Here is a 14,467-nt window from a genome sequence, read left to right as displayed (position 1 = left end):
AGATTAATCAGCCGCCAGAGACGTCACACTCCGGGTCTTGCGGTTGAATTCAACGGTTTCATCCAGCCGTACGAAAGGTGAAGTTGATCCGTTGTTCGCCCAACTGAGGGTGATAACCCTGCTTGATCGGCAATACGCCGTGATAACGCAAACGGTCGACGCCGCCCCAGACCACGATGTCCCCATGCAGCAGCGACACGCGTTGGCTTTTGGCGCTGCGTTCAAAGCCACCAAACAGAAACGTCGCCGGCAAGCCCAAGGACACCGAAACGATGGGCGCCGCGTAGGAACCTTCGTCTTTGTCCTGATGCAACGACATCCTGGCACCGGGAATATAGCGGTTGATCAGGCAGGAATCCGGTACGAAATCGATAAACCCTGCCTCTCTCGCCGCGGCTTGCGCCAGTTCAAAAAACACCTCGGGCATTTCAGGCCAGGGCGCGCCGGTCTGCGGATCGTTACGGGTGTATTTATAGCCGCTGCGGTCGGTGGTCCAGCCCCAAGTGCCGCAGCTGCTCAGCGCCACTGACATGGTAAAGCCGCCGGGCGTGACCATCTGCCGAAAAGGGGCTGCTGCCAGAATTGCCTCCAGTGCCGGCAGCAACCGGTCGAGCCAGGGCAGGGCGAAGCCTCTAAGCACGTAGGATTGTTCGCCGATTTGCTCGCGTCTGGGTTGTTGCTCGGGTTCGGCGTTGGCAAACAAATCGAGGGTAATCGGGCTCATGGGGTCATAACGCATCGTGAAAGATGATTCCAAGGGTATGCCGTTTTCCGCTGTGCAGGCGACTTACGCCATGACGCATCGTTACCCGGTAATAGCCGCGGACACCTTTTACCGGGCGTTGATTCACGGCAAAAATCAACGCGTCGCCTTTCTTCAGGCCGATGACTTGCGGGCGCGACTGCATCCGTGGGCGTTGTTCAGTCAGCACAAATTCGCCGCCGGTAAAGTCTTGTCCCGGTTCTGACAGAAGAATCGCCACTTGCAGCGGAAAGACGTGTTCGCCGTACAAATCCTGATGCAAACAGTTGTAATCCAGCGGGCCGTATTGCAGCAACAAAGGTGTCGGGCGTTCCTGACCGGCGGCATGACAGCGTTGCAAAAACGCTTCGTGCGATTCGGGAAAACGGGTCGGCAGGCCCATGGATTCGTACCAGCGATTGGCGATAGGTACCAGTCGAGGGTAGAGCGCGCTACGCAACCGGACCACCGGCTCCGGCAGCGGATACGTGAAGTACTTGTATTCGCCCTGGCCAAAGCCGTGGCGAGCCATCACCACTTTCGAGCGAAAGGGCTCGGGTCGGTCGTACAGGGCGCTTATTTCATCGCAAGTCCGATGGTCTAAAAACGACCGGATTAGGGCGCAGCCATCCTGGTCGAGTTGCTGCTCAAGCCTGGCCCAGTCGATGGCATCGTAATGAATCGGGTCGGTAAACAAGGTTCTGACTCCTTGACCATAAGGTCGAGGCGGCCAGTTTAGTGAGCGTGGCGGGAGCGGGCACTCCGGCGCTTGCGGTCTAATTCGAAAGGGGAGCAGACGTCCATGTTGTCGCTCCAGATCGCATTACAACGCTTTGCTCACGCTGATCTCGCTGATGACATCTTCAGTCTGGCCATGAATGACGTCGAGGGCCGCCTTGGCTTCTTCTTGCGTGCCGTTTTCCAGTTGAGCGAATTCAAAGCGGCGCTCGCCGTTGAGTTTGTATTTGATGACGTATTTGGTCGTTTGGGCCACGGTCATACCTGCCTGTTTTCGGGGTGGGCTCAGCTCAATTTCGAGCTGGAGCGGCGGATGATTTTGATCGAGTGCGTCAGGGTCGGCTTGCGGGTGACGCTGATCGGCCGGCGGTTGACCGTGTCGATAGTGATGTTCCAGAAGCCGGTGCTTGGCGCGGTGATGCGGGCCGGGAAGGTGTCGAATGCGCCGCCGTGATAAGTATGACGGCCGCCATTTTTGAAGCTGCGGAAGTTGGCGTCGTTCATCAAGCGGATGTTGCACATTTGGGAGCATTGAATGACGACGATGTCGTCTTCGTTGAGGTGCTCGCGCTGGTGGATAAATTTCATGGGGCGCCTCCAGAAGGGCTTTTTCTACAAAATCAAAACGATAGCATGGGCGATTGACGCAGTTTATCAGCCCGAACAGGTTATTATCCGGCTCTCGTGGTGCGCTTTGACAATTTAAAACAGTTATACGGAATTCTATGAGCGATAAAAGCAGTGAGCCTCGGAGAAAACCAGCATTTGAGCTGTCGGAAGGTCTTTATCGGAGGTTCTGTATGAAGTGGGGAGTGCTGGTCGGGCCGTTGGCGTTGGCAGTGGGTGGATGTGCGAGTGTCTCGGACATCAATGAGACACTGCCCACGATGAGCGTGATATCAGGCAAGAATCCCCATGAGTACGCCCAATGCCTGGTCGGAAAGCTCGCCGATAGCCGTGGAGCCCTGCAAATTGAGCCGCACAAGGAAAGCGTGCGAGTTATCGTGCCGCAAAAGTTCTCGTCAGGGCCGGCCGCGGTATTTGAAATTGAAGACCGCTCTGGCGGCAGCAGCATCAAGCTGCATGAACGCATTTCCAATGTGCCGTTGCGCCCATGGGATGTGCGCAATGCCGCCACTGCTTGCATATCCGGCTGATAAACTACCCCTCGTCAGCATCGATGCCGTCAAAGTCGCGCTTTGACGGCATTGTCATTTCTGGAGTCAAGCATGAAGCGAGAGCAGGTGCGCGAGCGCCATGCAGAGGGTCATATCTCTGCCACCCACGTGATTCAGAACCCGGCAAACCCGGGGGAGTGGATCGTGTTTTTCAAGAAAAGCGCCGGGCGCAGTTTTTTCCTGGTGGATGATAACGATGAAGTCGAGTCTTTCAGTCGCCTCGACGATTTGATCGAGACCGTGCGCGGGCTTGGGATCAAATTCGCCGAAATCCATATGTAGGGCAGCGAGAACCCTGTAGGAGCGAGCGGTGCGGCGATCCGACTTGCCCGCGAAGAATGCACCACGGTTTTTCAGGTATTACGCGTCATCGTTCTTCGCGGGCAAGCCTCGCTCCTACAGGATTTGCGTAGCTCAAGTTTCTCGACATTGGGAGAGCTACTTGCAGACCACTACCACGCTGCGGTTTTTATAATTGCCGACGTCAACGCCCAAGGTCTTGTCGCTTTCCTGAAGCGCAGGTGTGCCGTCGGTACCGACAATTCGATAACCAGTGCCAGCGCAAGAGGCATCGGCTTTTTCGTAGCAGGTGGCCCAGTCGTTGGCTTCCCCGGAGCAGTCGATGCTCAGGCCTTGTTCGCCATTTTTCAGGTAAGTGGTTTCGGACGTGGCGCAGCCGCTCAGGGCCAGGACTGCAATCAGTGGCAAAAATTTATTCATGTCGTGGTGGTCGTCGGTGATGGAGGCTAAAGGCTGTGACAGCGGCGGCATCGAAAGATTGTAGCGAATGGCCACTTCGTTGCGGACAATCACAAAAAAGCCCTGCGCAAAGGCAGGGCTGCGTCGTGTCAGGTTCAGCTCAAGGCTTGTCCTTGCCGCGCCGCTTGGGGCCTGCGGGTTGATCTTGCAGCACCGATGCCACCTCAATCGCCAACGCTTGTGTAGGGAAAGGCCCGGCAATATTCTCGCCGCCGACGCTGTCTACCCACCACTGGCCGTCTTTTGCCTGATTGATCAGGTACCCGTTAACGCTTTTTGCTGCCGACATCTATCTGCCTCGCTGGCTGGTTCAATCGCGCAATGATAGCGCCAAATGCCCTCAACGGGTGCCGATGCGTGTAGGGTGGGGCCGATTGCCTTTGCGATGAGGCCGCACGGATCTGCCGATCTCTGCTATCTATAAGAGGTTGTGCAATGTATCTGCGGAACTATCCATCAGAATATTTCTCTATGATGGCATCGGTTAGCCAGCGCGGGGCATTGTAAGGTGCACGCCGCCTGATTAGACTGCGCCGAAACTCGTACACACAGCCCTTTCAAGGACTTATATGATCAAGAAATGCTTGTTCCCAGCAGCCGGTTACGGTACTCGCTTCCTGCCAGCGACTAAAGCCATGCCCAAAGAAATGCTGCCGGTGGTAAACAAGCCACTGATCCAGTACGGCGTTGAAGAAGCACTGGACGCCGGGTTGACCGAAATCTCCATCGTCACCGGTCGTGGCAAGCGTGCTCTGGAAGACCACTTCGATATCAGCTACGAGCTGGAAAACCAGATCAAGGGCACCGACAAAGAGAAATACCTGGTCGGTATCCGCAAACTGCTCGACGAGTGCTCGTTCTCCTACACTCGCCAGACCGAAATGAAAGGCTTGGGCCACGCGATTCTGACGGGTCGTCCACTGATCGGCGACGAACCGTTCGCTGTGGTGCTGGCGGATGACCTGTGCGTAAACCTGGAAGGCGACGGTGTACTGACCCAGATGGTCAAGCTGTACAAGCAGTTCCGCTGCTCGATCGTTGCCATTCAGGAAGTCGACCCGCAAGAAACTCACAAGTACGGTGTGATTGCCGGTGAGATGATCCGCGACGACATCTACCGCGTCCACAGCATGGTTGAAAAACCAAAGCCTGAAGATGCGCCGTCGAACCTGGCGATCATTGGTCGTTACATCCTGACCCCGGACATCTTCGACCTGATCGAACAGACCGAGCCAGGCAAGGGCGGCGAAATCCAGATCACCGACGCCCTGATGAAGCAGGCACAGAACGGCTGCGTCATGGCCTACAAGTTCAAAGGCAAGCGTTTCGACTGCGGTGGCGCCGAAGGCTACATCGACGCGACCAACTTCTGCTTCGAGAACTTCTACAAGACGGGCAAGGCCTACTGATAGCGCCTGAGCTTGTATTGAAAAGCCACCTTCGGGTGGCTTTTTCATTTTCCGGCCCCCAAATAGTTTGCAACGTTTGCCCAACGGCCGCCCGCAGGTATGCTGGTGGCCTGCCGAGGAGATAGAAATGGCCTACGATTTTGACCTGTATGTGATTGGCGCCGGTTCCGGCGGTGTGCGGGCTGCGCGGTTTGCGGCCGGTTTCGGCGCGAAAGTCGCTGTGGCCGAGAGCCGCTACCTGGGCGGTACGTGTGTAAACGTCGGTTGCGTGCCGAAAAAATTGCTGGTCTACGGTGCGCACTTCGCCGAAGACTTCGAGCAATCGCAAGGCTTCGGCTGGACCCCGGGCGAGGCGAAGTTCGATTGGGCGACGTTGATCGCCAACAAGGATCGCGAAATCAATCGCCTGAACGGCATCTATCGCAACCTGCTGGTCAACAGCGGCGTGACCTTGCATGAAGGCCACGCGAAAATCGTCGATCCACATACCGTCGAGTTCGATGGCAAACACTACACCGCCCAAAATATCCTGATCGCTACCGGTGGCTGGCCGCAGATCCCGCAGATTCCGGGGCACGAGCACGCGATCAGTTCCAACCAGGCGTTCTTCCTTAAAGAGTTGCCCAAACGCGTTCTGGTGGTGGGTGGTGGTTATATTGCGGTGGAGTTTGCCGGGATTTTCCACGGGCTGGGCGCTGAAACCACCCTGTTGTATCGCGGTGATCTGTTTCTGCGCGGCTTCGATGGTGCGGTGCGCAAGCATTTGCAGGAAGAGCTGACCAAGCGCGGCATGGGCCTGCAATTCAATGCCGACATCGAGCGCATCGACAAGCAAGCCGATGGCAGCCTGATAGCTACGCTCAAGGACGGTCGTAAGCTGGAGGCGGATTGTGTGTTCTATGCCACTGGCCGGCGTCCGATGCTCGATAATCTGGGGCTGGAAAACACTGGCGTCAAACTCGACCAGAAAGGTTTTGTCGAGGTTGATGAGCTGTATCAAACCGCAGAGCCATCGATCCTGGCTCTCGGTGACGTGATCGGTCGTGTGCAATTGACGCCGGTCGCGCTGGCCGAAGGCATGGCGGTGGCGCGGCGTTTGTTCAAGCCCGAGCAATATCGCCCGGTGGATTACAAGATGATCCCGACCGCCGTGTTCAGCTTGCCGAACATCGGCACTGTCGGCCTGACCGAAGAAGAGGCGCAAGAAGCCGGGCACGAGGTAGTGATCTTCGAAAGCCGTTTCCGGCCGATGAAACTGACCCTGACCGAGTGCCAGGAACGCACCTTGATGAAGCTGGTGGTGGACGCCAAGACCGATAAGGTCCTGGGCTGCCACATGGTCGGTCCGCAGGCCGGCGAAATTGTTCAGGGATTGGCAATTGCGCTGAAGGCGGGCGCGACCAAGCGTGACTTCGACGAAACCATCGGCGTGCATCCGACTGCCGCCGAAGAGTTTGTCACCATGCGTACGCCGGTCGCGAGTTAATCGTCCTCACGCGGCGCTGATGCGTCTGGCCCTGTCGCAACGACAGCGGCCAGTCGCACGCTTTCATCCAGGCTTGCCTGCAACTTGATCAGTTCAATTTCCAGTGATTTGTTGATATGCGACTGTTCGTCGATGCTCTGCTTGAGTGACTGATTTTCCAGCAGGGCAATGCGCAAGCGTTCCTGGAGTAGGGTGCGTTCGCTGTCGATACGGTTGACCTGTTCCAGCAACTGATCCTGTCGGCTGTTGGTGTGCTTGAGTTGCTCTTGCGACAGGCTCAACTCTCGCAACGTTCCGCGGTTTTCCGTCAACAAGCGCTCGTTGTCGCGATGCAGTTGGGTGATTTCATCCTGGCGAACCAACGCGCTTTGTTGTGCCTGACGCAACTCCATCTGAATCTGCTGAACCTGACCTTCGTGGCGGCGCTGTTCTTGCTCGCGCTGGTCTTTGACGGCATTGCGGTAGTGCTCCAGTGCTTCGCGAGCGTGCAGGTGCTTTTCTTCCAGCGAGCGAATCTGCTCCTCCTTGTCCTGCAAGCGTAATTCGAAATCCGCCAGCGCCTGATTCAATCCAGCGTTGCGGGTCTGCTCGCTTTGCAGCATGGAGCGGGCGTCTTGCAGTTCTGCCGATTCCTGGGTCAGCGCCAGGCTTTGAATTTCGTATTGCTGCTGCAATTCGATATTGGTTTCGTGCGCCTCGTGCAGCTGGGTGTCCAGCTCTTTTCGTTGTTGCTCGAACTGTTCGCGTGCCTGATCGATGGGCTCTTGTGCCTGTTCTTTCAGGCGTTGTGCCAGGCGCGACACCAGGCTTGTCAGCTCATCGTCGATAGGCTCGGAAGGTGCTTGTGCGGGCTCGGTGCCGTCCTCGAGCTCCTTCATATAGCGATGGATGGTGGTTTTTGAACCGGTATTGCCCATCTCGATTCGCACCGCATCGATGCTTGGGTGTTCGCCCCGGGCGAGGATTGCTGAGCGTGCTGCTTGCACCAATGCCTTGTTTACGCCGCCACGTGCCATGAATACTCCTACGATTTGATACTGTGGTACGTACCACTAATATATGCACGATACCATGATATGGTAGAAGTTAAAAATTCGTGATTTATCATGCGGGATATACTGGTATTACCCCGTGTGATGCGCTGTAATCCGGGTTTCATCCGCCAAAACGGTACGTTTTCGAGAGCTGGACCCATGACTGAGCTGGATCGCTACCTGCAAGCCGCCACCCGCGACAACACCCGTCGCAGTTATCGCGCGGCCATCGAGCATTTCGAAGTCAGTTGGGGCGGGTTCCTGCCCGCGACCAGTGACAGCGTGGCGCGCTATCTCGTGGCCTACGCAGGCGTCTTGTCGATCAATACCTTGAAGTTGCGCTTGTCCGCGCTGGCCCAGTGGCACAACAGTCAGGGGTTTGCCGATCCCACCAAGGCGCCGGTGGTGCGCAAGGTGTTCAAGGGCATTCGCGCCCTGCACCCGGCGCAGGAGAAACAGGCCGAGCCATTGCAGCTTCAGCAGCTGGAGCACGTGGTGGCCTGGCTGGAGCAGGAAGCCCAAACCGCCAAGGAACAAGGCGATCAACCAGGTTTGCTGCGGGCCAGGCGCGACACGGCGTTGATCTTGCTGGGCTTTTGGCGCGGTTTCCGTAGCGATGAGTTGTGTCGCCTGCAGATTGAACATGTGCGGGCCAGCGCCGGCTCAGGCATCACCCTTTACCTGCCTCGCAGCAAGAGCGACCGCGAGAACCTCGGGCAGACGTACCAGACGCCAGCCTTGCAGCGTTTGTGTCCGGTGCAGGCCTACATTCAATGGATCACTGAAGCCGCGCTGGTTCGCGGGCCGGTATTTCGGGGTGTTGACCGCTGGGGCCATTTGAGCGAGGAGGGATTGCATGCCAACAGCGTAATCCCGTTGTTGCGCCAGGCCCTGGAGCGCGCCGGTATTGCGTCCGAGCATTACACCAGCCACTCCTTACGGCGTGGGTTTGCCACCTGGGCTCATCAAAACGGTTGGGATTTGAAGTCGTTGATGAATTACGTGGGCTGGAAGGATATGAAGTCCGCCATGCGCTATGTTGAATCCAGCCCGTTTATCGGGATGACCCGCATCGCTGAAAAGCCATTGACGCTGTAGATCACGTTTTCTTCTATTAATACTGTCTGCTAATAGCGAAAACCAATCAGCAACATCAGGTTTGCCAATGAGCCAATCGGCGATCGACTGGTTAGGATTCACCCCATCAACTTCTTAACCCCTGACGGAGAGTCAACGATGCCTATCATCAACAGCCAAGTTAAACCGTTCAAAGCTACCGCCTACAAAAATGGCGACTTCGTACAAGTGTCGGACGCTGACCTGAAAGGCAAGTGGTCTGTCGTGTTCTTCTACCCAGCCGACTTCACCTTCGTTTGCCCGACCGAACTGGAAGACCTGGCTGACAACTACGCCGAGTTCCAGAAACTGGGCGTCGAGATCTACAGCGTTTCCACCGATACTCACTTTGCCCACGCTGCCTGGCACAACACTTCGCCAGCCATCGGCAAAATCCAGTACACCATGATCGGCGACCCAACTCACGCTATCTCGCGCAACTTCGACGTGCTGATCGAAGAAGCTGGTCTGGCGGACCGTGGCACCTTCGTGATCAACCCGGAAGGCCAGATCAAAATCGTTGAACTCAACGACGGCGGTGTAGGTCGTGATGCTTCCGAGCTGCTGCGCAAAATCAAGGCTGCTCAGTACGTTGCTGCTCACCCAGGCCAGGTTTGCCCTGCCAAGTGGAAAGAAGGCGAGGCCACTCTGGCTCCGTCCCTGGACCTGGTCGGCAAGATCTAAGTCTGTGACGCGCTTCACCAGGGCGGAACTCCGCACCTCCTAAGTAAGCTGCACCGCCCTCAAAAACGCCCGGGCGAGTTTCGCTCGGGCGTTTTTTTCGACACGAATAAAGGAAATCGCCCGTATGTTGGACGCCAATCTTAAAGCCCAGTTGAAATCGTACCTGGAACGGGTCACCCAGCCGATCGAGATCGTTGCCTCCCTCGATGACGGTGCGAAATCCCAGGAAATGCTCGCATTACTCAAAGACGTTGCCAGTCTTTCTACCCAGATTACGTTGCTCGACAACGGTGACGACGTACGCAAACCATCGTTCTCGATCAACCGCCCGGGAGCCGATATCAGCCTGCGTTTCGCCGGTATCCCGATGGGCCACGAATTCACATCCTTGGTGCTGGCCCTGCTGCAAGTGGGTGGCCACCCATCGAAGGCCAGCGTTGAAGTGATCGAACAGATCCGCTCGCTCAAAGGGGAGTTCCACTTCGAGACTTACTTCTCGCTGTCCTGCCAGAACTGCCCGGACGTGGTCCAGGCATTGAACCTGATGGCGGTACTGAACCCGAACATCCGTCACGTCGCCATCGACGGCGCGCTGTTTCAGGCTGAAGTCGACGAGCGCCAGATCATGGCCGTGCCAAGCATTTACCTGAATGGCGTCAACTTCGGCCAGGGCCGCATGGGCCTGGAAGAGATCCTCGCCAAGATCGACACTAGTGGCATCGAGCGTCAAGCCGAGAAAATCAGCGCCAAGGAAGCCTTTGATGTATTGGTCGTCGGCGGTGGCCCGGCCGGTGCTTCGGCGGCGATCTACGCTGCTCGTAAAGGCATTCGCACCGGTGTGGCGGCGGAACGTTTTGGTGGGCAGGTGCTCGACACCATGGCCATCGAGAACTTCATCTCGGTGCAGGAAACCGAAGGACCGAAACTGGCTGTGGCGCTGGAAGAACACGTCAAGCAGTACGACGTGGACATCATGAATCTGCAACGCGCCGACAAGCTGGTGCCAGGCCAGAATGGCGAGCTGCACGAAATCCATTTCGCCAGCGGCGCTTCTTTGAAAGCCAAGACCGTGATTTTGGCGACCGGCGCCCGGTGGCGTGAAATGAATGTTCCCGGTGAACAGCAATACCGCAACAAGGGCGTGGCGTACTGCCCGCACTGTGACGGTCCGTTGTTCAAAGGCAAGCGTGTGGCAGTGATTGGCGGCGGTAACTCCGGCGTTGAAGCGGCCATCGACCTGGCCGGTATCGTGTCCCACGTGACCCTGCTGGAGTTCGACGTACAACTGCGCGCCGATGCCGTGCTGCAACGCAAGTTGCACAGCCTGCCGAATGTGACCGTGATCACCAGTGCGCAAACCACTGAAGTGACCGGCGATGGCCAAAAGGTCAACGGCTTGCGCTACAAGGATCGTCAGTCGGACGAGTTGCGCACTGTCGAGCTGGAAGGGATCTTTGTGCAGATCGGTCTGTTGCCTAACACCGACTGGCTCAAAGGCACCATCGAGCTGTCGCCGCGTGGCGAGATCATCGTCGATGCCCGCGGTGAAACGTCGATGCCTGGCGTGTTCGCGGCCGGTGACGTGACCACTGTGCCGTACAAGCAGATCGTGATTGCAGTGGGCGAGGGCGCCAAGGCTTCCCTGAGTGCATTCGATCACTTGATCCGCACCTCGGCGCCGGCATAAACGCCGACGCCGAAAACACAAAACCCCATGAATGATCATGGGGTTTTTTTGTGTCTTGCTCTGATCGTTACCACACAGAGCGTGGGAACGATCATTTCTGTGCGTGGGGCTTACAGCGGTGCAGGCTGAATGATTTCGACCCAGTAACCGTCCGGGTCCTTGATGAAGGCCAGGCTCTTCATGCGACCGTCGTTCAGGCGCTTCTGGAAATCGCAGCCCAGCGCTTCAAAGCGCTCGCACGCGGCGCGAATGTCCGGCACCGAAATGCAGATATGGCCGAAGCCTCGTGGGTCGGTGTTGCCATTGTGATAGGCGAAATCCGCGTCGTTCTCGGTGCCGTGGTTGTGAGTCAGCTCGAGAATGCCGGGAATTGACTTCATCCATTCGGTGCGCGCCGCGGCATCGGTCGGGATCTGGTTTTTATCGACCAGCGCCAGGAAATACAGGCTGAACTCGGCTTCCGGGAAATCGCGTTTCTCCACCAGCGAAAAACCCAGAACGCGGGTGTAGAAATCCAGCGATTGAGTAATGTCCTTGACCCGCAGCATGGTGTGGTTGAAGACGAACTTCTGGGTGGCGGTGTCGGGTTGGGCGGTCACACCGGGGAATGTATTGAGTTCGTGCAGGCTCATGGGGCCCTCCGGAAAATCCAAGAATGGTCACAATGATACGCAAGGGCTGCGGCATCGCCAAACCAAAACCGCAGGCTTGCCTGGCGGCCAGGTGAGGCTCAGACTTTACGGCTCAATTCGTGAGTGTCCATTGCAATGACCCGATTCTGTCAAACGATGTTCGTCCTGATGTGTCTGCTTTCAGCTGTTACTCCTGCTTATGCAGAGGCTCCAGTCGTGACCTGGCCAAGCGGGTGGGCCGTCGAGGCTATTGCGCAAGATGAGGCCAAGCCACAGGTATCCCGGCAACGTGCAGTAAAACATGATCAGGACGGCACGCCGGTGATGGTGATGGAGTTGACCATGACGCAAGTGGAAACCGGTCACCAGGTGAATTTGGAAGGCGTGCTGCTGGAAATGCGCAAGTCGGTACAAAAGGACTTTTTTCAGAGTGGGTATCAGAGCGTTTGCACTAAAATTCACCAGACTACCTTGAGCCGGCTATCGGCACTGGAAACTACCTGCACGATTACGCAGAACGGTCGACATGTGTTGTCTCAAACATTGGTCGCCGCGGTAGACGCCGATAAGGCCTATGTTCTTTCCTACGCGGGGCAGGCAGAGGCTTATAAGGCAAGTCAGGACGACATAGCGGCTGCTCGAAACAGCTTGATACTTTAGTTTAAGGTTTGCGTATCAGTAAATTTCAGCGTGTGCGGAATTTTTTAGATAACCAAAGGGATTAGCAAAAAGTTGGGCGATATGTAACGAGTTGATCGGCGACTTTCGTTGCATTTAGACGCGGACCATGAAAAAGCCCTGCATTGCAGGGCTTTTTTATGAGCGCGAGTGCTTAGCCTCGCAGCCAGGAATCAACGGTGGCAGCACCGTATTGTTCCTTCCAGGCTTTCAGGCCGCGATGATTGCCGCCTTTGGTTTCAATCAGTTCACCGGTGTGCGGGTTCTGATAGACCTTGACCACGCGAGCGCGGCGGGTTTTAGGCGCTGCTGCCTGCTGCAGGCCGGATTTTGCCGGGTTCGGATCGAGGATGGCGATGATGTCGCGCAAGCTCTTGCCGTAGGTTTTCATCAGCCCCTGGAGCTTTTCTTCGAATTCGATTTCTTTCTTGAGCCCGGCATCGTTTTTCAGCGACTCCAACTGCTTGAGCTGTTCTTGAAGGGCCTTTTCAGCTGCACGGAATTCAGCGAGTCTGGACAATATCTTTACTCCAATAGTGTGTTTGGCTGATACCAACCGCAAACAAAGCTATAAGCCAAGAGCCTTGAAGCGACTCGGTGATAATGGCGCACCTGCCAATTCAGCACAGGCATGAAAAATTGTAGTAGTTAATCGGCCAAGAGTAAATCCTGACTTTTTCTTCATGTAACAAGAGTAGTCTATTGGTGCGCATCTTCATGACGTTGACCCTTAGAGCGGTTAGTTAACGATCACTTAATGCGCTAATGAAGTCTGCGCCGGGCATCGGTCGAGCAAACAGATAACCTTGCAGGAAGTCCACGCCGTGGGCCGTCAGATAATCACTCTGTTCTACGGTTTCCACGCCTTCGGCAACAATACCCAGATCGAGTTTGGCCGACAGTTCGATGATGCTGTCCAGAATGTGCCGGGACAGGGCGTCGACCCCAATCATGGCGACAAAACTCTGGTCGATTTTCAGAAAGTCCACATTGAATTGACGCAAATAACCCAGGCTTGAGTGGCCCGTTCCGAAGTCATCGATCGCGACCATCACGCCCATCCCGCGAAGCTGTTCGAACAATTGCACAGTGATGGCTGTCGGCTCGATAAGTTGGCGCTCAGTCAGCTCCAGCACCAGGTTGATGCTGCCCGGGGCGAAAGCGCTGAGGAATTCACGGCAGTCTTCGACCAGTTCCAGATCCCGGCAGTGACTGGCGGTGATGTTGATGCCAATGTGAAATGGCTCCTCGAACGATGCCGACAAGGGTGCCAGCAATACGGCGGTCTGTCTCATCAGGGAGCGAGTCATCGGCACGATCAGCCCGGAATGTTCGGCAAACGGGATGAACAGATCAGGGCGCACAAGGCCTTCTTTGGGATGTTGCCAACGCATCAATACTTCGGCGCCGGACCACTGCTTGTTGGCGCCATGCACCACAGGTTGAAAATAAGGAATGAACTCTGCTGCCTCCAGCGCCCGCTGCATTTCACGGCTCGGCGACATCGAGCGTTTCTGCAGCACATGTCCGATCGAGCCGGACACCACACCAAAAAACATCAATAGACTGAACAGCGGCGGGTACTCACTGCGCATGTAACGCCAGGTTTCTCCTTCGGGAAAACCTGCGGCGACGGTAAAGGGATAGCGCGAGGATGCCAGTATGTTCTGCGCCACCGGCAAGGTGGGCAGGGCGTCATCGTGGACCTTGCCGTCGGCCGACAACCAGTAAGGGCCGACTTGCAACAACAATAATGTCTTGCGACCGATCAGGCGCAGCACGTTACTGAGGTGATAACCGTCCAGCGTGGTCAATGCGCCCTGGTCTCCTTCGCTCAGCCGATACACCAGCAACGCGGTATGGGGCGTGACAGGGTTGCCGTTCATGAGCCATAGCTTGCCTTGGGAGTAATCGCCGGGATTGATCTTTTCCTGGTACCCACCGAACAACGAACTGCAATAGAGGTTGGTGTTCCATACAAGATTGGTCGAGCGCACGAAGGGTCGGCGGGTGACTTGTTCACGCAGGGCCAGTTTGACGTCGTCGCAATTCTGGCCGGCCAGCGGCAGTAGCTCTTGCGCCGCCTGTGCGGTGTTGTCGAGCATCAGCTCGAATTGGCGAACGGCTTCTTCGCCCGTCAGTTCAGTACTTTGCTTGAGCGTACGTTCAGCCTGCAGATAGAGAATGGCGCCCCCCAACACCATCGGGAGCAGTGCGCTCAGAATAGTCACGACGATCCGGGTACCGCGTTTGCGGCGGCTTTTGACGCTCAGTGGCATTCGCAAATCCATCGCGACAAAAGAAGGCTTTCAAAGGCTGGCAGG

The 14,467-nt window shown here is 56.5% G+C and carries 18 protein-coding genes; 8 read left to right on the top strand and 10 right to left on the bottom strand.

Annotation, left to right across the window (positions count from 1 at the left end):
* Positions 1–58 precede the first annotated feature (58 nt).
* From alkB to FHW68_RS17925, 4 genes are all read right to left on the bottom strand, one after another.
* Entirely contained in the window at positions 59–739 is a 681-nt protein-coding gene (alkB, locus tag FHW68_RS17940) for a DNA oxidative demethylase AlkB (protein ID WP_095631060.1), read from the bottom strand.
* Positions 729–1,439, bottom strand: coding sequence for a 2OG-Fe(II) oxygenase (locus tag FHW68_RS17935; RefSeq protein WP_183681899.1), 711 nt, complete (start codon positions 1,437–1,439; stop codon positions 729–731). Before FHW68_RS17935 ends, alkB begins: the two co-directional genes overlap by 11 nt.
* A 126-nt stretch (positions 1,440–1,565) precedes the next feature.
* Positions 1,566–1,742 (bottom strand): hypothetical protein, encoded by a 177-nt coding sequence (locus FHW68_RS17930; RefSeq protein ID WP_095631058.1) that lies wholly within the window; start codon positions 1,740–1,742, stop codon positions 1,566–1,568.
* 23 nt (positions 1,743–1,765) lie between these two features.
* Complete coding sequence (locus FHW68_RS17925) at positions 1,766–2,068, bottom strand: DUF1883 domain-containing protein (protein ID WP_007900033.1); 303 nt, start codon at positions 2,066–2,068, stop codon at positions 1,766–1,768.
* A gap of 212 nt (positions 2,069–2,280) precedes the next feature.
* On the opposite strand from FHW68_RS17925, the gene FHW68_RS17920 reads away from it, so the two are divergent.
* The gene (locus tag FHW68_RS17920) at positions 2,281–2,637 is read left to right on the top strand and encodes a hypothetical protein (RefSeq protein ID WP_095631057.1); all 357 of its coding nucleotides are present in this window, start codon (positions 2,281–2,283) and stop codon (positions 2,635–2,637) included.
* Between the two features lie 72 nt (positions 2,638–2,709).
* On the top strand, positions 2,710–2,940 hold the full coding sequence (locus FHW68_RS17915; protein ID WP_007935641.1) for a hypothetical protein: 231 nt from the start codon (positions 2,710–2,712) through the stop codon (positions 2,938–2,940).
* Between the two features lie 156 nt (positions 2,941–3,096).
* Here FHW68_RS17915 and FHW68_RS17910 read toward each other — a convergent pair whose 3' ends face one another.
* Both FHW68_RS17910 and FHW68_RS17905 read right to left on the bottom strand, forming a co-directional pair.
* Positions 3,097–3,378, bottom strand: a complete 282-nt coding sequence (locus FHW68_RS17910; protein ID WP_095631156.1) for a hypothetical protein — start codon at positions 3,376–3,378, stop codon at positions 3,097–3,099.
* A 139-nt stretch (positions 3,379–3,517) separates the two neighbouring features.
* Positions 3,518–3,706, bottom strand: coding sequence for a hypothetical protein (locus FHW68_RS17905; RefSeq protein ID WP_095631056.1), 189 nt, complete (start codon positions 3,704–3,706; stop codon positions 3,518–3,520).
* Between the two features lie 280 nt (positions 3,707–3,986).
* On the opposite strand from FHW68_RS17905, the gene galU reads away from it, so the two are divergent.
* Entirely contained in the window at positions 3,987–4,826 is an 840-nt protein-coding gene (gene galU, locus FHW68_RS17900) for a UTP--glucose-1-phosphate uridylyltransferase GalU (protein WP_007900040.1), read from the top strand.
* Positions 4,827–4,953: 127 nt separating this feature from the next.
* A complete protein-coding gene (gene gorA, locus FHW68_RS17895; RefSeq protein WP_183681896.1) occupies positions 4,954–6,312 on the top strand; it encodes a glutathione-disulfide reductase in 1,359 nt (452 codons plus the stop codon).
* Here the strand turns inward: gorA and FHW68_RS17890 are convergent.
* On the bottom strand, positions 6,309–7,328 hold the full coding sequence (locus tag FHW68_RS17890; protein ID WP_183681893.1) for a DNA-binding protein: 1,020 nt from the start codon (positions 7,326–7,328) through the stop codon (positions 6,309–6,311). The two genes, gorA and FHW68_RS17890, sit on opposite strands and share 4 nt — an antisense overlap.
* 177 nt (positions 7,329–7,505) lie before the next feature.
* Between FHW68_RS17890 and FHW68_RS17885 the strand changes: the two genes are divergently transcribed.
* The 3 genes from FHW68_RS17885 to ahpF all read left to right on the top strand — a co-directional run bounded on the left by FHW68_RS17885 (position 7,506) and on the right by ahpF (position 10,833).
* Positions 7,506–8,444 (top strand): site-specific integrase, encoded by a 939-nt coding sequence (locus tag FHW68_RS17885; RefSeq protein ID WP_183681891.1) that lies wholly within the window; start codon positions 7,506–7,508, stop codon positions 8,442–8,444.
* Positions 8,445–8,582: 138 nt separating this feature from the next.
* Positions 8,583–9,146: an alkyl hydroperoxide reductase subunit C gene (ahpC, locus tag FHW68_RS17880; protein ID WP_095631052.1), complete on the top strand. Its 564-nt coding sequence runs from the start codon at positions 8,583–8,585 to the stop codon at positions 9,144–9,146.
* Positions 9,147–9,270: 124 nt separating this feature from the next.
* A complete protein-coding gene (ahpF, locus tag FHW68_RS17875) occupies positions 9,271–10,833 on the top strand; it encodes an alkyl hydroperoxide reductase subunit F (RefSeq protein WP_183681887.1) in 1,563 nt (520 codons plus the stop codon).
* Between the two features lie 110 nt (positions 10,834–10,943).
* Here the strand turns inward: ahpF and gloA are convergent, their stop codons facing one another.
* Positions 10,944–11,465, bottom strand: coding sequence for a lactoylglutathione lyase (gene gloA, locus FHW68_RS17870; protein ID WP_095631050.1), 522 nt, complete (start codon positions 11,463–11,465; stop codon positions 10,944–10,946).
* A gap of 156 nt (positions 11,466–11,621) precedes the next feature.
* Between gloA and FHW68_RS17865 the strand changes: the two genes are divergently transcribed.
* Positions 11,622–12,125: a DUF4946 domain-containing protein gene (locus FHW68_RS17865; protein WP_371916199.1), complete on the top strand. Its 504-nt coding sequence runs from the start codon at positions 11,622–11,624 to the stop codon at positions 12,123–12,125.
* Between the two features lie 172 nt (positions 12,126–12,297).
* Here FHW68_RS17865 and FHW68_RS17860 read toward each other — a convergent pair whose 3' ends face one another.
* Positions 12,298–12,663: a histone-like nucleoid-structuring protein, MvaT/MvaU family gene (locus FHW68_RS17860; protein ID WP_008075430.1), complete on the bottom strand. Its 366-nt coding sequence runs from the start codon at positions 12,661–12,663 to the stop codon at positions 12,298–12,300.
* 223 nt (positions 12,664–12,886) lie between these two features.
* The gene (locus tag FHW68_RS17855) at positions 12,887–14,422 is read right to left on the bottom strand and encodes an EAL domain-containing protein (RefSeq protein ID WP_183681884.1); all 1,536 of its coding nucleotides are present in this window, start codon (positions 14,420–14,422) and stop codon (positions 12,887–12,889) included.
* Between the last annotated feature and the right edge of the window lie 45 nt (positions 14,423–14,467).

Origin of the sequence: Pseudomonas sp. Tn43 (genome assembly GCF_014192635.1) — a bacterium.
GTDB lineage: Bacteria > Pseudomonadota > Gammaproteobacteria > Pseudomonadales > Pseudomonadaceae > Aquipseudomonas.
Note: the sequence above shows the minus strand (reverse complement) of the source record. Positions and strands in the feature narration are given on the sequence as shown.